This window comes from Acinetobacter portensis, assembly GCF_009372215.1.
GTDB classification, from domain to species: domain Bacteria; phylum Pseudomonadota; class Gammaproteobacteria; order Pseudomonadales; family Moraxellaceae; genus Acinetobacter; species Acinetobacter portensis.
In genome coordinates this window covers 35,869-52,441 of sequence record NZ_LWRV01000047.1, presented here as the reverse complement: position 1 = coordinate 52,441, position 16,573 = coordinate 35,869, and the positions used below count along the sequence as shown (strand labels likewise).

Sequence of the window (16,573 nt, the reverse complement as noted above, 5' to 3'; positions counted from 1 at the left end):
AAAGGAATTTCACATGACGACTAGCTATGCAAATATTTTAAAACCGCTAGATTTAGGTTTTACCAAAATCAAAAACCGAGTTGTCATGGGTTTAATGCACTTAGGTTTAAAAGATTGATTTAAAAATATATGAAGAAATTAATCAGATCATTTATGAAGCCATAGGCCGTAATGTTAGTTCAGAGTAAATTAGTTTATGAACGTGAAAATCTACTTAATGAAGTAGAGGATTGTAAAAAAAGTGAATGAAGAAAGAAAAATAAAGTTGTATCCGATATTAAAAAAAGCAGCCTAAGCTGCTTTTTTTAAATCACTTCTCTTTCGGTTCAGGCGGTGTTAAACCAAATTGTAAATATGCCATATTGGTTGCAATACGACCACGAGCAGTACGCATCACATAACCTTGCTGAATTAAATAAGGCTCAATCACATCTTCAAGTGTACCTGAATCTTCTGCCATAGCCGCAGCCAAAGCTTCAACACCTCCAGGGCCACCATCAAAACGTTCAAGTAACATACTTAAATAACGACGGTCTAAAGTATCTAAGCCATCTTTATCGACTTTCAACATGTCCAAAGCAAGTTGTGCCATTTCTTGCGTTACTTCACCTGTGCCTTTCACTTGAGCATAATCACGAACACGACGTAATAAACGGTTTGCAATACGCGGAGTACCACGCGCACGACGTGCAATTTCTTTTGCACCATCGTCTGTCATAGGAACATCCATTAATTTTGCAGAACGCGAAACAATGTGTGTTAAATCTTCAACAGAATAAAACTCTAAACGCTGAACAATACCAAAACGGTCACGAAGCGGAGAGGTGAGTAAGCCCGCGCGAGTGGTTGCTGCAACTAAGGTAAATGGTGGTAAATCGAGTTTAATTGAACGTGCTGCAGGACCTTCACCAATCATAATATCGAGTTGGTAATCTTCCATTGCAGGATAAAGAATTTCTTCAATTACAGGCGAAAGACGGTGAATTTCATCAATAAATAAAACATCGCCTTCTTCTAAGTTGGTCAGCATTGCTGCCAAATCGCCTGCACGTTCTAAAACAGGCCCCGAAGTCGATTTTAAATTACCACCCATTTCACGGGCAATAATATTTGCAAGTGTGGTTTTACCTAACCCTGGTGGGCCAAAAATAAGGGTGTGATCGAGTGCTTCGCCACGTCCACGTGCTGCGCCAATGAAGATTTCCATTTGTTCACGCACAACAGGCTGACCAATGTAGTCATCAAGCGAAGTTGGTCGAATGGCACGATCAAAATGATCTTCAGGTTTTTCAGAGCCACTAATTAAACGGTCTTGCATATATTCTGAGTCTTCTCTAATCGGCTAATTATCTATTCATTGACTTTAATGCAGCACGGATAATTTCGCCTGCTTCTGTGTAATCGCCTTTAACTGCATTAATCAGCTTTTGTGCTTCAAGCGGTTTATAACCTAAAGATTGTAAAGCGGCTTCTGCTTCGGCAACAGCAGAATTTCCTGTAAATTGAATTTGTTCAACTGTTGAATTTGTTGGTTGTGTGTGTGTAGACATGGCTTTAAAGCGATCACGTAATTCAATCATCAAACGTTCAGCGGTTTTTTTACCCACGCCCGGAACTTTAACAAGTGTGTTTACATCTTCATTTTCAACAGTGTGAATCAGCATTTCAGTGCTTAATGTAGATAAAATAGCGAGTGCCATTTTAGGTCCAACACCGTTTACTTTAAGTAATGTACGGAAAATAGTTTTTTCACGTGCATCTAAAAAACCATAAAGAAGTTGTGCATCTTCACGAACTGCTAAATGCGTCCAAATTGTGGCTTTTTGACCTTTCTGTAATTGGCAAAATGTAGAAAGTGGCGTGTCAATTTCATAACCAACGCTATTTACATTGAGTAAAACTGTTGGTGCTTCCAATGCTAAAACTTCACCAATTAAACATCCGATCATCTTTTATTTTCACTTATTTGTTAATAGCTCAATAGTAGAGGTGATTGCTTTTAAAGGCAAAAGTTCCTACTTGTTATTTGCAGATATTCTATCCAAACACGTTAAGGTTTAGTTAACTTAATAATTACATTAAACCTGCTTTATTGCCCTGTAATTCTTGCGCCAAGTTATATGCCTGATGATCTGAGAATTTAGAAATCAAATCGAGAACTTGCATAATATTGTCATAGTGATCATTTGAAAAATGAGCACCTGCACGTGTCAAGATTGTAAATAATCGCTGTTCTTTAAAATTCAGGGTTTTATTTGGCGTAGTTAATGGAATAAAAGCATCTAAAATTGTTTGTAAACTTTGATGTGCAATAATCTCTAAACCTGCTTTTTGTGGATGTTCAAAGATTTTATTACGTGCTAAATCTTTTGCTCGGTTAATGCCAAGCTCAATATCGGGTGAGCAATATTGTAATAAGCTTCCTGTAAGTTGACCCGATAAAATCTCGCCATGTTTTCTTGCAAATGCTGTAGTCACTTCATCGACAAGGCGTTTCATAACACGACCACGTAAAGCTGCAATTTTTTGTTGCCAGGTGGTTGTGGTCATTGCGAGTTCTTCAGGAACACCATATTCACCAATTAAGTCTAAGAAAATGGGTTCAACTTCCTCATAGCTTAGCATGTTTAAAATAATGCCATCTTCAAGGTCAATTAAGGCATAGCAAATGTCATCGGCAGCTTCTAATAAATAGGTCAGTGGATGACGGCAATAGTGATATTCGCCCAGTTGAATTAAACCAAGCTGTTCTGCAATTTGCGCCAAAATGTCTTTTTCAGATTGATAGCAACCAAATTTTGCTCGTTTACTTGCAGGAATATTGCCTTGTGAGCTAATGGTTTTAGACAACCAAGGATATTTTAAATAAGCGCCTAAAGTGGCGTAAGTTAAACGCATACCGCCATTATTGGGGTGATAATCGATTTTAGTCAGTAAGCGTAAACCTTGTGCATTGCCTTCAAATTGGCGTACATCGGCTTCTTGTTCTGGGGTTAAGTCTTTTAAAAAGTCTGTATGTGAGGCATCGTCAAACCATTCACGAATGGCATATTCACCCGCATGTCCAAAAGGGGGATTGCCAATATCATGCGCTAAACATGCGGCTTGAATAATAGCACCGACATCGGCAGGAGTAATCCACGGTGGTAATTCATCTTTAATTTTTTCAGCTGCAAGCATGCCCAAAGAGCGTCCAATACAAGACACTTCTAAAGAATGGGTTAGGCGCGTATGGATGCCATCATGTTGCGTTAATGGGTGAACTTGGGTTTTGCGGTTCAGTTGTCTAAAACTTTGTGAAAATATAATGCGGTCATAATCTTTATGGAACGGACTTCTTGCTTGTTCTGTACTTTGTTTTTTACTACCTAAACGAACTGTTGATAGTAATTCTAACCATCTCATTTGAGTCATTTATCGTTATTCGCTAATTTCTTAAACTCATCATGCCAAAAAAGTGGGTAAAGCTCTAGTAGGGAACGACATAGCTTGTCCTATATTTATAATATGTATTGTAAGAGAATTACAAAACCAAACAACGAAATGTGCCAATTGAAATTAAGATAAGCATAAATAAAGCAAAGAGTTTGTAACGATGTTTGTACCTAAAATTTTAACTGCCTGTGTTTTATCTTCAATGTTTGTATTGGGTGGATGTGAAACAATTCAATCGAATAAATTAGAAACGACAGCAGTTTCATCATCAAAAACAATTCAATTAAATTCCGCTGAAATGATGAAGCATTTACAGACTTTTGAAAAAATTGCGAAAGACAATGGCGGAAATCGTGCCGTAGGTACAAAAGGCGGTTTGGCATCGGCTCAATATATTTTAGATGAAGCGAAAAAAGCAGGTTTAACTGCACAAATGCTTCCTTTTGAAAACCGTGAAAAAGTGGTTGGACAAAATATATTTGTTGAAATTGCAGGTCAAACCAATGAATCGGCTGTACTGATTGGTGCGCATTACGACTCTGTAAAAATGGGACCAGGTATTAATGATAATGCTTCAGGCGTGGCATTACTTTTAGATTTAATGCATCAATATACTGCAACTAAAACCAAACCTAAAAATACCATTGTATTAGCCTTTTGGGATTCAGAAGAAACAGGTATTGCAGGTTCGCAAGATTATGCAAAGAAACTAAGTCCTGAACAGCTTAAAGGTATTAAGGCTTATATTAATGTCGATATGGTAGGCACTAAAAATCCGGATGTGATGATTGCCGATGCAAGTAAGTCTTCTGTAGATGATATGGAAAAAATGCTGAAAGAGCGTGGCATGGCAGAAAGTGATTACAAACCGTTATTAGATGGTTTGCGTAGCATTCCAACACATACAGGTGATATTGCTTTAGAAAACTTACTGACAGAATTTTTCAAAGATAAAAAAGTGACCTTGAAAAAGGATGTATCGACTTTAACAGCAAGTGATACTGCACCATTTTTAGGTAAAGTACCTGTGACCTCTATTATTATGTTCAATGAAAAAATGAATGGTGATGAATTAGAGTTTGCACCGTGTTATCACAAAGCGTGTGACACCATTGAGCAAGTCGATCCAAAATCTTTACAACTTGCAGGCGATGCAGTTGTTTATTTATTGAATAACATCCAATAAATTCATTTTTTAAGGGTAAGTTTTATTTGTTGTTGTTTTTATTGCATAGAAAACAAATTTTCACAATAAATTTAATGACAAGTAGAACTTCCTTTAGAATTATTTAGATACAAGCTTTTTGTTGAGTAAAATCAAAGGGCATTCAATTTTTTTATCTGAAAATAAAGAATTTCTTTGAAATTATTGCAAAATTTGACGTGATAAATCTGTATTTTCATCTAGCCGATTTAGCCAATACACAGTAGAATATGCGCTCTCTTCAAGTCACATTGTGGCATGGTTCTTAAGACCAGCCCGTGGAGCCAAAATCAGCATGTTTATCGTGGCCGGTGCATCAGCACACTCTTCTTTCAAGAAAACGCAACTATTAACACGTCTATCTTCAATTAGTTCTGTTCAATCTATAGAAAGCCAATGGGTTTATCTATTTGACCAAGCGCTGAATGAGCAACAGCAACAATCTGCTTTACAGCTACTAAACGATGGTCAATCTTTTGAACTACGCCAAGCTACAAGTGATGAAGTTCAAATATTAGTTACACCACGTGTAGGTACTATTTCTCCGTGGTCTTCTAAAGCGACTGATATTTTTGCCAATTGTAATACCCCGATACACCGCCTTGAACGCGGTGTTTTGTTTACTTTGAAAGGTCTAAAAGACTTATCTAAAGAAGTAATTTTGGCATTGCATGACCGCATGACAGAAAGCGTGTTCAATCAAATTGAAGATGCTGCAGCATTATTCTCTGAAACTGAACCAAAACCTTTAAACTCAATTGATATTTTGGGTGAAGGCAAAGACGCTTTAGTTAAAGCGAACTCTGAATTTGGTTTTGCACTTTCTGATGAAGAAATTGATTATTTAACTGACGCTTTCATTAAAATGGGTCGCAACCCGCATGACATCGAATTGATGATGTTTGCACAAGCGAACTCTGAGCATTGTCGTCATAAAATCTTTGGTTCTGAATGGACAATTGATGGTGAAAAACAACCATTGTCTTTGTTCCAAATGATTAAAAATACCTATAAAGAATCTCCAACAGATGTGTTATCTGCATATAAAGATAACGCTTCTGTGATTGTGGGCTTCGATACTCAGCGTTTTTATCCAAAACAAGATGCTGAAACAGGTCAACATGTTTATAAGTATAAGAGCCAAGCTGCTCATATTCTTATGAAAGTAGAAACACATAACCATCCAACGGCAATTGCACCATTTGCGGGTGCTGCGACAGGTTCAGGCGGTGAAATCCGTGATGAAGGCGCAACAGGTCGTGGTGGTAAGCCTAAAGCAGGTTTAACAGGCTTTACCGTTTCTAACTTAAATATTCCAGGTTTTGAACAACCTTGGGAAGAAAATTACGGTAAACCATCTCGTATGGCTTCTCCACTTCAGATCATGATTGATGGTCCTTTAGGTGGTGCGGCATTTAACAACGAATTTGGTCGTCCTGCTTTAAATGGTTACTTCCGTACTTTCGAACAAAATGTAAATGGCGATGTAAAAGGCTTCCATAAGCCAATTATGATTGCTGGTGGTTACGGTAACATCCGTCCTGATCATGTAGAAAAAGATGCAATTCAACCGGGCGATTTATTAATTGTTCTTGGTGGTCCTGCAATGCTGATTGGTTTAGGCGGTGGTGCAGCATCTTCTGTAGATAGCGGTAAATTGGGCGAAAACCTAGATTTTGCTTCTGTACAACGTGAAAACCCAGAAATGGAACGCCGTTGCCAAGAAGTGATTGATACTTGCTGGCGCATGGAAGATTACAACCCAATCGTATCTGTACATGATGTGGGCGCGGGCGGTGTATCAAATGCAATGCCTGAGCTTGTGAACGATCACGAACTTGGTGCTGTACTTGATCTTCGTAAGATTCCATCTTTAGAGCCGGGCATGTCTCCAATGGAGATTTGGTCGAACGAAGCACAAGAGCGTTATGTCCTTGCAATTCGTCCATCATCACTTGAATTGTTTGAGTCAATTTGTGAACGTGAGCGTTGTCCGTTTGCTGTATTGGGTGAAGCAACTGAAGCACGTCACTTAACTGTTGAAGATCCATTGTTTGAAAACAAAGCTGTGGATATGCCAATGCAAGTGATGCTTGGTGGTACGCCACGCATGAGCCGTTCATACGAAACAATTGAGCGCAAAGGCGATGACTTCACAGCAGAAAAAGTAACTGATCTTAAAGATGCAATTTACCGTGTTATTAAGAATCCAACTGTTGCTTCTAAGTCGTTCTTAATCACCATTGGTGACCGTTCGATTACAGGTATGGTTGCACGTGATCAGTTTGTAGGTCGTTGGCAAGTTCCTGTGGCGGATGCTGCGGTTACAACAACAAGCTTAGTAGGTTACACAGGTGAAGCAATGGCAATGGGCGAACGTCCACCTGTTGCATTGTTAAATCCTGCTGCATCGGCTCGTTTATCGGTTGCTGAATCGATCACCAACATCATGTCTGCAAAAATTGACCAAATTAGCGATATTAAATTATCTGCGAACTGGATGGCTGCGGCAGGTCAACAAGGTGAAGATCAAGCATTATTCGAAGGTGTAAAAGCCATTGGTATGGAAATGTGTCCTGCTTTAGGTATCGCAATTCCTGTAGGTAAAGATTCTTTATCTATGCGTACCACGTGGAATGACGAAGGCGAAGATAAATCTGTAACATCTCCTATGACAGGCGTAATTACAGCATTTGCACCTGTAACAGATGTTCGTAAGACATTAACACCTGAACTAAAAGACATTGAATCTGTACTTGTACGCATTGACTTGTCTAAAGGTCAGTTCCGTTTAGGCGGTTCGATTTTAGCGCAAGTGTATAAAGCGATTGGTTCGGTTACACCTGACGTAGATAGCTTTGACGATTTCAAAGCATTCTTTGCGTTGGTTCAAGACTGGAACAACCGTGGTTTAATTAAAGCGTATCACGACATTGGTGATGGTGGCTTGGTTGCGACTGTTGCGGAAATGATGTTTGCTTCACGCTTAGGTGTAGCACTTGAAGATCAATCTACTGCAAGTTTATTTGCCGAAGAAATTGGTGCCGTGCTTCAAATGAGCAAAGCAGATTGGGCAGTATTAGAAGCTGAAGTAACAGCATCAAGCCTTAAAGATGCGATTGCAGTGATTGGTACGGTAAACAACACAGATACGTTAACCGTAAATGGTTTAGCGCTTGATCGTGCAGATTTACAAGTGGCTTGGACTGAAGTTTCTCATCAAATTCAACGTTTACGTGACAACGTAAAAACAGCGGATGAAGAGTTTGCTTTAATCACAGATAAATCTCATACAGGTATTATTGCAAAACCTACATTCGATTTGAACGAGCCAATTGAAGCGCCATATATCAATGGTCGCCGTCCTAACATGGTGATTTTACGTGAACAAGGCGTAAATGGTCATGTAGAAATGGCTGCTGCATTCGATAAAGTGGGATTCAATACTGTTGACGTTCACATGAGTGACTTACTTGCAGGTCGTATCAGCCTTGATGATTTTGAAGGCTTAGTGGCTTGTGGTGGTTTCTCTTACGGTGACGTATTGGGCGCAGGCGGTGGTTGGGCTAAATCTGTATTGTTCAATCTGAAACTTCGTGATCAATTTGAGAAATTCTTTAACCGTGACGAAACATTCTCTTTAGGTGTTTGTAATGGTTGCCAAATGTTATCTCAACTTGCACCGCTTATTCCGGGTGCGGACAACTGGCCACGTTTCCACCGCAATGAGTCTGAAATGTTCGAAGCACGTGCGGTAAACGTTCGTGTTGAAAAGTCGAATTCAGTATTGTTACAAGGTATGGAAGGTTCGATTTTACCAATCGCAATTGCGCATGGTGAAGGTCGTGTGGTTGCACCTGAATCTAGCATTGCAGCATTGAATGCGGGTAATCAAGTGATCTTGCGTTATGTAGATAGCCAAGGTAACCCAACTCAGCACTATCCATTGAACCCGAACGGTTCACCTGAAGCGATTTCAGGTGTGACATCTACAGATGGTCGTGCAACGATTATGATGCCTCACCCTGAACGTAACTTCCGTGCAGTTCAGCATTCTTGGAAGCCTGAAGATTGGGATCAAGATGGTGCTTGGTTACGTATGTTCCGTAATGCGCGTAAGTTTATTGGCTAATCTTGATTAAGTTTTTTAAAAGCCACCTTCGGGTGGCTTTTTTATTTTGTTTCAATTTAGATTTCTTTTTTTAATTCTCCCACTGGACTTGGTTTAGATTTTGCTTTTATATGGTAGTGAATAAGGTTTTGTGTGTTTTATGCACATTTTAATCGCAATATAAAAGAAAGATGGATAACTAAACAATTTCAGTATCAACACTCAGGTATGAGGTGATGTCATGACGAAAACTTTTAAAATTATGGATAATAAGGCTGAGTTTAAGCAAAAAGGTTGGATGTTATTTGGAGCAGTTTTTGCCTTGCAAGCTTTGGTTTTAGGTGCAGGTTATTTGCTTTATAGCATTTGATTAATTATGTGAAAAAAACCACCGTAAGGTGGTTTTTTGTTATATGAGATATTTGTCTTACTTTTGAGAGGGCAAAAGTAACAAAACCCTTCTGTTAGACTGATGGGACGTCCTTGTCCCACAGTCTAACGTGCGACATCTATGTCGCAAGTCATACAAGTTGATTTAGGTTAAAACTTTACTTTTTCTTTTGTTATCATGTGATTAATGAAATATTTAAATGAGTGTGAAATTGAATAAAAAAGATAATAAATTCAAAGCTAATATAATTGGAGGGTTCTGTGTTGCTATCGTCGGAATCATTGGTGCTTTATGGCTTTTAATTGATCGTGAAGCAATTTCAGGTGCTGAGTTTGTTGCGTTGAGTCTTGGTTTCTCTGTAATCGGTTTGATTATTGCTTTTGCAGCTGAAATTCAAGAATTTTCAATTGCAGGTAATGGTGTAAAATTAAAAGAATTAAGATCAGAAGCAGAAAAAACAATTGAAGAGCTAGAACAAGCTAAAATTGAGATATTTAGATTTTTAGTTCAGAAAAGTACAGGAACTGATGGTGGTTATTATCAAAAGAGTAATAGTATTAAGCGGACAAACTATTTTATTCAGTTATTTGAAAATATGGAGAAATTTAATTGTCTAGAAAAAGTAGATAGTGAAATTAAAGAAGCCTTAAATGTAATAATGGTAGATGAATATAATCAGTTAAAATTAGTACATAATAATGCAATAAATAAGAGTTATATATTTTCAAAAAATGATGCACCTCAAAATTTATATGTAATGACTAATGATCAGGTTATTAAAAGTTATGGAGCGAAAAATTCAATTAGTGAATATAAGGAAGCTAAAAAAGCACTTTTTAATGATTTTGAAAGGTATGCTGAATTATATGCTATCAAAGTTAAATTAGATAATTTAGAAAATAAACATGCTTAAACTTATCTATTACGTTCCTGAATCTCATCTTGAATTAACCAAACTTGCTATTTTTGAAGCAGGGGCAGGAGGCATAGGCAATTACGAACACTGCGCTTGGCAAGTATTGGGTACAGGACAATTCAAACCCGTAAAAGGCGCAAATCCATTTATTGGTGAACTCGACACCTTAGAAAAAATACCTGAATGGCGAGTAGAAACGATTGTGCCTGAAGAAAAAGCATCTGCTGTAGCAAAAGCACTACAAGCAAGCCATCCATACGAAGAACCTGCTTTTGAGTTTTTAAAAATTATAGAAATAAATTAGTTTTATTCAGTATCTACTTTTAGTTTAAATTTCTTTTGAATATAGCCGTATAAAGGTCCAACGGTACTCATCACACCAATCATACGAACTACATGAAAGGCTGTCACCATAGGCACACCCAAATGTAAAATTTTGGCAGTAAGCGTCATTTCTGCAACACCACCTGGCGCTAAACCTAAAATTAAAGTAGGTAATGGAATATCTACAAAAAACAGTAAAATATAAGCACTGACAAAGGCGAATAAAATACTTAAAACATTAGCCAAAGCCACAACAGACATATATCTTGGTGCTGTTTTAAAAAATGTCGGGCTAAATTTATTACCTAAAGACCATCCTAAAAGAACCTGCCCTAAATGCAAAATTGAGGGTGGAATAGAAGATAGATGAATGCTGTTTGCAGTTAAAAGAATAGCAACCAATAAAGGTCCAAAAGTCCAAGGGTTTGGAAGCTTAAATTTTTTAAAAATAAAGCAGCCTAATAAACATAAGGCAAATAAAACAAGAAAATTAGACCAATTAACAGGAATACTTAAAATTGCGGAAGTGTCTGCACCGTGCCATCCCATGAATTTATAAAAGAATGGAATAAACACAGCCACTAAAAGCACACGTAAAGCATGTGCAGAAGCCACTTTATCGACACGGGCTGAATATTGTTCAGCTAAATTAGACATTTCATTTGCACCACCAACCGCAGATGCAAACCAAGCTGTTTTAAAGTCGACATTGCCCCATTTATAAATAATAAAAGCGGTGAGTGCACCTAAACATAAAGCAAAGACTAAACCCGTAATTAAGACCGCCCAATGGCTTAACACCACATGAATCATGTCTGGAGTGAAATATAAACCAAGTGATAAACCAATAATGAGTAAGCCAATTTGACGTGCAGATTTATGGCAGTCGATAGGTGCATTGTTGATTTTTAAAAGTGCAGTAACAAAAAGAGGACCTAATAACCAAGGTATAGGCAAATTAAGTTGCTGCGCAATGAAAGCACCACAAAGGGCAAAGCAAAAACTATAAAGATATTTAAAATAAAGCATGCTGTTTTTATACGCAGTTTAAAGAGGAGTATCAACATCCATTTGATATAAAGAAAATATCTACATCAATTAAAGAACCTGTATTTCTATCTAACAATTAAATCGTATTCTTTTGAAAGTTCACGGAGTTGGTTGGTTTGCTTATAAACGTATTGAGTGAGTTCATCACCTGTCATTGTGAGTGGTAATAAGTCGTATTGCTGACGAATTTGCTGAAACTTACCATCTTTCGCCATGCTATCAAATGATTTTTTCCACCAGTTATAAGCTTCATTACTGACATTTGGACCCATGTAATAACCACGAATAATAGGCCATTCAATATCAAAACCTTGCTCTTTTGCGGTAGGAATAGAGGTTAAATTGCCAGATAAACGCTCTTTAGAAAATACAGCCAATACACGCATTTCCCCAGATTTCATGTGTGGAACAATTTCAGCAACGCCAGCACTAACCACTTGAATATGATTATCTAATACTGCAGTTACAGCTTCACCGCCACCTTCTAAGGCAATATAGGTCATTTTTTTAGGATCAATTCCTGCAACTTTTGCAAGCATTGCAGTTTGCATCCAGTCTTGACCACCAATACTACCACCAGCTGCAAAACTGATTCCTTGAGGATTCTTTTTTAAGGCATTAACCAAATCGTTTAAGTTTTTAAATGGAGAGTCTGCTTTTACTGCAACCATGCCATAATCAGTACCAATGACAGATAACCAACGAACATCTTTTTCGTTATATTTTCCAAATTTGCCTTGTGCAATATTGAGTAAAGAACCTGTAGAGAAAGCAATAATCGCATTATTGTTCGCTGGGTCATTGGCAATAATTTTGTTATATGCGACGGCACCTACACCACCTGGCATATAAGTGACTTGCATGGGTGCTTTTAAAGTGTCTGTCGTTGTTAAAGCATCTTGAGCTAGTTTGCAGGTCAAATCAAAACCACCACCAGGTTTAGCTGGAACAATACATTCTGGGTTATTCGGTTCACCCGATATCCCTTTTTTATTGCAGTCCAATAGTAAGTATTGATCCTGTGATGAGTAATGATTTAATCATCATTTGTTGATGCTCCATTTATTGTAATTTTCCACTAATTATTAAACCATTCTGGTAAAAAGTTTAGAACCTAACATTCACACAATGATGATATCAGTACACTATTTTTTTTTAAGATGCACTTATAAAATTATTATAAATTGTTAATATAAAAGGTTTTGTTAATTTTATGCTTGTTGAAAACGTAGATGTTTATTGAGTTTTAGGCAAATTTTGAAGTGAAAGAGAGAAAAAATAAATTGGGTTTATTTCAACCAAAGTGAAATGGGGAATTATAAGTAACTTTTAAAATATAGATCAGAATGATCATATTTTTGAAATATATAAATGTTAAAAACTTGATAAAGACTATAAATATGTCTGTTAAATGAATTTTTTTAAACCAACTATTTTCCAACCTAGAATTAGTTAGTCTATTTTTTAAATGGATGTTAAGGAATAATAATGCGCAAGAAAAAAATAGCTCAGTTGATAACAGCGGCGACATTAAGTTTATTTACAATACAACTTACCCATGCTGAAACAATTAAAGCTCCTACAATAAAAATTCAGGAACAAATAAATGTCTTAGAAAAAGGTAATTGGGATCAATTTAATCATGCACAGCTCAATCAATTTATCTTAGAAAATGGCAATAAAAGTGCAAAATATAATGCTCAAAAACCGCCATATGTCATTTTTGATTTTGATAACACATCTATTTTCTTAGATATTGAAGAAGCGACACTGATTTATCAACTTGAAAATTTACTGTTCAAGGTTAGTCCTAAAGAACTCAATAAAGTGATTCGTACCAATATTGAAGATACAAACTTTAGTTCAGATTTTAATAATCAAGATGGTCAGCCTGTAAATATCAACACCATTTCGCCTGATATTATTGAAAGTTATACGTGGCTTTATAAAAATTATGTTGGCTTAAAAGGGAAGAAGTCTTTAGATGAGGTGAAACAAAATCCTCATTATGAAAACTTCATTACCAAAATGCGATATTTATACGCAGCCATAGGCGACACTTTTGATCATTCGGTTTCTTATCCTTGGGTGACTTATTTATTTGCAGGTTATGCACCAAATGAAGTGAGCCAACTTGCTAAAGCAACGTACGCTTGGCAACAACAGCAAAAAATTGCACCTGTAACTTGGACATCTCCTCAAGCATTGACTGGTAAAGCAGGTGTCGTTTCTGTGACTTGGGATAATGGCTTAAGACCGTATAAGGATGTTCAAAATTTATATCGGGCTTTGATGCAAAATGGCTTTGATGTTTATGTATGTTCAGCATCATTTATAGATGTGATTAAGGGAATTGCAACAGATCCAAATATTGGATTTAATGTTCCGGCCGATCGTGTGTATGCAATGCAATTACAACATGATAAAAACAATAAAATTATCGCTAAATTTAATGAGGATTATTTCCAAACGCAAGGCAAAGGAAAATCACAAACCATCGAAAAGTTTTTGGTGAGTAAATATGGTTATGGTCCGAGCTTTATAGCAGGAGATAGCGAAGGCGACCAAAACATGATGCAGGATTTTGCAGATACGCAAAAAGTCTTGATTGTGAACCGTTGGAGAAAACCAACAACAGATATTGGTCAGTTTTCAAAAGTTGCTTCTGAAAGTTATGGCACGCAAAACCCGAAATATTTATTACAAGGTCGAGATGCCAATACAGGCTTATTTGTACCATCTACAAAAAGTATTGCTTTTGGTTCAACAGAGGCAAAGGCATTTAAATAAGTTTGAATTAGCTATTTGAAAAAGATCGACCTATATCCAATATTGAATATAGGTCGTTTTTTTATATTTTTTGGATAAATAAACTTCGGTCAAAACGGTATTGTGGGAAGAATACACCATCTTCTGCACGTTCACCTGCGGCAATCACCATCACTGGATATTGCTGATTGTTCAGGTTTAATATTTTAGCCACTAAAGGCTCATCGAAACCTTCCATCATGCAACTGTCAAAACCATAAGCACGTAAAGCTAAAACTAAGTTTTCACATGCAAGAGCAGTGGTTTTACTTGCCCAAAGTTTTGCATCATCTGTACTAAATGCTGTCACAGGCAATTGCTTGTCTAGGGTACGTGCAACTTTGAAAGCTACTTTCTTAAAGTTACCTAGTGAATTAAAGTAACCTGTCTTATAGTTGTATGGAATGAACTTGTAATATTTTTTCACCATTGCAGGAACTTCTGGGAATGGGAACTCATTAATATTACGTTTCGCCATTTCATCAATACGGTCTGTACGTGCAACACAAACTATAAGTTCAGATGCTGTTTTTGCCGCAAGTTGACCTAAACATGCTTTAACCAATCGCTTTTTCTTTGCAGGATTTTGAACAACGTAAAATGTCCAAGGTTGTAAATTCGATGAATTGGGCGCAAGTAAAGCTAAATCTAAACAAGCATCAAGCACATCTTCAGGAATAGCTTTGTCGGTAAATTTACGCACAGAACGACGGCTTTCTACCACTTTACGAAAGTTATCGATATCAATATCTTGTGGTGCAGCTTCGTAATAGCGTTTCTTTTCAGTATTTGACATAAGATTTTAAAATCTCAGAAATGAAAATGCACCTCAAGCATAAACCTTTGGTGCATTAAAAGATTAATTAAATTGTGAAAAATCAGGCTTACGTTTTTGCATAAATGCAGCAACCGCTTCTTTCATTTCTGGTGATGAAACACGTTGCATGAAAATTTCTGCTTCATGGTCAATACAATCGACAATTTCTTCTAGGTTATGTTTCATTAATGCTTTAGTTTGACGCAAAGATGCAAGTGGTAAGGCTGCTAAAGTTTGAGCTTGTTTCTGAGCTGTTGCATAAACATCATCTTCAATACTATTGATAATGCCTGCACTTAACGCTTTTTCACTATTAAATTTTTGCGCCGTAAACAATAATTCAGTGGCTTTATGATAGCCCGCTTGTTGAATGAGTAATTTACTGGAAGCACCTTCAGGTGACAGACCTAAGCTTACAAATGGAATTTGGAATAGGGCAGTATTGTCGCTATAAACAAGGTCTGCATGTAAAAGAATAGTCACGCCAATGCCAATCGCTACACCACGAACTGCTGCAATTAAAGGTTTTGAAAAACGTGCCGCAGATTTTAACACCACAAATGGAGGTGCGTCGCCTGCTTTACCTTGTAAGGGCGATTGAATAAATTTCATAAAGTCTTGCATGTCATTGCCTGCGCTAAAGTCGGCATCTTGACCACGTAAAACCACAACACGAACCGTATTGTCTAAATCTGCTTGATCTAAAGCTTCAGCAATTTTTAAATATAATTCGCCATAAACAGCATTCTTTGCTTCTGGGCGGTTAATGGCTAAAGTCAGTACGCCATTTTCTAAAGTGGCATTTAAATGTTGATGAGGCTGTTGAATACAACTAAGTGTCATCGTACTATCCTTGCTTTAAACTTAATTTAATTTTATGCCCCATTATGTCGTATATTTATTTCAACGCCATAACTCATGAGTCATAAAAAGTCAGATCTGCTATGAATTATAAATTTGATTATCTCGTTTTTATTGGTCGGTTTCAGCCTTTTCATTTGGCACATATGAAAACCATTCAAATTGCTTTGGAGCATAGTCAAAATATTATTTTGGCATTAGGTTCTGCGCAAAATGAACGGAATATTAAAAATCCATTTTTAGCAACTGAACGTGAACACATGATTTTATCTAACTTTTCCAAAGAAGATCAAAATCGCATTAAATTTGTTCATGTAATTGATGTTTATAATGATGAAAAATGGCAAAAACTAGTGAAATCATTAGTTGCAGATGTCATTAATGATTCAGATAAAGTTGGTTTAATTGGTCACTTTAAAGATGATTCATCTTACTATTTAAAATTTTTCCCTGAATGGGAGATGGTTGAGCTTGAGAGTTTAGAAGGTGCAATGTCTGCAACACCAATGCGTGAAGCTTATTATCGGGGTGAAATTTTGCGAGAAGCATTTCCCGAAGGTTCAATTAAGTTTTTAGAACATTTTCAAGAAACTGAAATTTATGAAAAATTAAAGCAAAAATTTAAAGATCAAGACAAAAGTAATATCGAATTTTAA

General features: G+C 36.8%; 14 protein-coding genes. 7 read left to right on the top strand and 7 right to left on the bottom strand.

The window, feature by feature from the left end; translation table 11 throughout:
- Positions 1 to 310: 310 nt before the first annotated feature.
- The 3 genes from ruvB to A6M14_RS04895 all read right to left on the bottom strand — a co-directional run bounded on the left by ruvB (position 311) and on the right by A6M14_RS04895 (position 3,414).
- Complete coding sequence (gene ruvB, locus A6M14_RS04905) at positions 311 to 1,318, bottom strand: Holliday junction branch migration DNA helicase RuvB (RefSeq protein ID WP_152873900.1); 1,008 nt, start codon at positions 1,316 to 1,318, stop codon at positions 311 to 313.
- A 28-nt stretch (positions 1,319 to 1,346) separates the two neighbouring features.
- Positions 1,347 to 1,949 (bottom strand): Holliday junction branch migration protein RuvA, encoded by a 603-nt coding sequence (gene ruvA / locus A6M14_RS04900; protein WP_152873899.1) that lies wholly within the window; start codon positions 1,947 to 1,949, stop codon positions 1,347 to 1,349.
- Positions 1,950 to 2,073: 124 nt separating this feature from the next.
- On the bottom strand, positions 2,074 to 3,414 hold the full coding sequence (locus tag A6M14_RS04895; RefSeq protein ID WP_152873898.1) for a deoxyguanosinetriphosphate triphosphohydrolase: 1,341 nt from the start codon (positions 3,412 to 3,414) through the stop codon (positions 2,074 to 2,076).
- 181 nt (positions 3,415 to 3,595) lie between these two features.
- Between A6M14_RS04895 and A6M14_RS04890 the strand changes: the two genes are divergently transcribed.
- From A6M14_RS04890 to A6M14_RS04875, 5 genes are all read left to right on the top strand, one after another.
- Complete coding sequence (locus tag A6M14_RS04890) at positions 3,596 to 4,621, top strand: M20/M25/M40 family metallo-hydrolase (RefSeq protein ID WP_152873897.1); 1,026 nt, start codon at positions 3,596 to 3,598, stop codon at positions 4,619 to 4,621.
- A gap of 313 nt (positions 4,622 to 4,934) precedes the next feature.
- Positions 4,935 to 8,771, top strand: coding sequence for a phosphoribosylformylglycinamidine synthase (gene purL, locus A6M14_RS04885; RefSeq protein ID WP_152873896.1), 3,837 nt, complete (start codon positions 4,935 to 4,937; stop codon positions 8,769 to 8,771).
- Positions 8,772 to 8,991: 220 nt separating this feature from the next.
- A complete protein-coding gene (locus tag A6M14_RS14315; RefSeq protein ID WP_267313479.1) occupies positions 8,992 to 9,120 on the top strand; it encodes a KGW motif small protein in 129 nt (42 codons plus the stop codon).
- Positions 9,121 to 9,352: 232 nt separating this feature from the next.
- Positions 9,353 to 10,054 (top strand): hypothetical protein, encoded by a 702-nt coding sequence (locus tag A6M14_RS04880; protein ID WP_152873895.1) that lies wholly within the window; start codon positions 9,353 to 9,355, stop codon positions 10,052 to 10,054.
- Entirely contained in the window at positions 10,047 to 10,361 is a 315-nt protein-coding gene (locus A6M14_RS04875; protein WP_152873894.1) for a YqfO family protein, read from the top strand. The genes A6M14_RS04880 and A6M14_RS04875 overlap by 8 nt, the downstream gene beginning before the upstream one ends.
- A gap of 2 nt (positions 10,362 to 10,363) precedes the next feature.
- Here A6M14_RS04875 and A6M14_RS04870 read toward each other — a convergent pair whose 3' ends face one another.
- On the bottom strand, positions 10,364 to 11,410 hold the full coding sequence (locus A6M14_RS04870; RefSeq protein ID WP_152873893.1) for an AbrB family transcriptional regulator: 1,047 nt from the start codon (positions 11,408 to 11,410) through the stop codon (positions 10,364 to 10,366).
- 86 nt (positions 11,411 to 11,496) lie between these two features.
- A complete protein-coding gene (locus A6M14_RS04865; RefSeq protein ID WP_152873892.1) occupies positions 11,497 to 12,435 on the bottom strand; it encodes a tripartite tricarboxylate transporter substrate binding protein in 939 nt (312 codons plus the stop codon).
- A gap of 484 nt (positions 12,436 to 12,919) precedes the next feature.
- Here A6M14_RS04865 and A6M14_RS04860 point away from each other — a divergent pair, with 484 nt between their 5' ends.
- Positions 12,920 to 14,221, top strand: coding sequence for an HAD family hydrolase (locus A6M14_RS04860; protein ID WP_152873891.1), 1,302 nt, complete (start codon positions 12,920 to 12,922; stop codon positions 14,219 to 14,221).
- Positions 14,222 to 14,282: 61 nt separating this feature from the next.
- Here the strand turns inward: A6M14_RS04860 and A6M14_RS04855 are convergent, their stop codons facing one another.
- Together A6M14_RS04855 and A6M14_RS04850 are read right to left on the bottom strand one after the other, a co-directional pair.
- Positions 14,283 to 15,035 (bottom strand): nitroreductase family protein, encoded by a 753-nt coding sequence (locus A6M14_RS04855; protein ID WP_152873890.1) that lies wholly within the window; start codon positions 15,033 to 15,035, stop codon positions 14,283 to 14,285.
- Positions 15,036 to 15,098: 63 nt separating this feature from the next.
- Entirely contained in the window at positions 15,099 to 15,899 is an 801-nt protein-coding gene (locus A6M14_RS04850; protein WP_152873889.1) for an enoyl-CoA hydratase, read from the bottom strand.
- Between the two features lie 101 nt (positions 15,900 to 16,000).
- Between A6M14_RS04850 and A6M14_RS04845 the strand changes: the two genes are divergently transcribed.
- Entirely contained in the window at positions 16,001 to 16,573 is a 573-nt protein-coding gene (locus A6M14_RS04845; RefSeq protein ID WP_152873888.1) for a nicotinate-nicotinamide nucleotide adenylyltransferase, read from the top strand.

What these genes read in the sequence shown, in the direction of transcription:
- A6M14_RS04875 (WP_152873894.1), top strand. Translation starts at nt 10,047, where the DNA reads ATGCTTAAACTTATCTATTACGTTCCTGAATCTCATCTTGAATTAACC.
- A6M14_RS14315 (WP_267313479.1), top strand. Translation starts at nt 8,992, where the DNA reads ATGACGAAAACTTTTAAAATTATGGATAATAAGGCTGAGTTTAAGCAA.
- A6M14_RS04850 (WP_152873889.1), bottom strand. Translation starts at nt 15,899, where the DNA reads ATGACACTTAGTTGTATTCAACAGCCTCATCAACATTTAAATGCCACT.
- A6M14_RS04870 (WP_152873893.1), bottom strand. Translation starts at nt 11,410, where the DNA reads ATGCTTTATTTTAAATATCTTTATAGTTTTTGCTTTGCCCTTTGTGGT.
- ruvA (WP_152873899.1), bottom strand. Translation starts at nt 1,949, where the DNA reads ATGATCGGATGTTTAATTGGTGAAGTTTTAGCATTGGAAGCACCAACA.
- A6M14_RS04895 (WP_152873898.1), bottom strand. Translation starts at nt 3,414, where the DNA reads ATGACTCAAATGAGATGGTTAGAATTACTATCAACAGTTCGTTTAGGT.
- purL (WP_152873896.1), top strand. Translation starts at nt 4,935, where the DNA reads ATGTTTATCGTGGCCGGTGCATCAGCACACTCTTCTTTCAAGAAAACG.
- A6M14_RS04855 (WP_152873890.1), bottom strand. Translation starts at nt 15,035, where the DNA reads ATGTCAAATACTGAAAAGAAACGCTATTACGAAGCTGCACCACAAGAT.
- ruvB (WP_152873900.1), bottom strand. Translation starts at nt 1,318, where the DNA reads ATGCAAGACCGTTTAATTAGTGGCTCTGAAAAACCTGAAGATCATTTT.
- A6M14_RS04845 (WP_152873888.1), top strand. Translation starts at nt 16,001, where the DNA reads ATGAATTATAAATTTGATTATCTCGTTTTTATTGGTCGGTTTCAGCCT.
- A6M14_RS04860 (WP_152873891.1), top strand. Translation starts at nt 12,920, where the DNA reads ATGCGCAAGAAAAAAATAGCTCAGTTGATAACAGCGGCGACATTAAGT.
- A6M14_RS04890 (WP_152873897.1), top strand. Translation starts at nt 3,596, where the DNA reads ATGTTTGTACCTAAAATTTTAACTGCCTGTGTTTTATCTTCAATGTTT.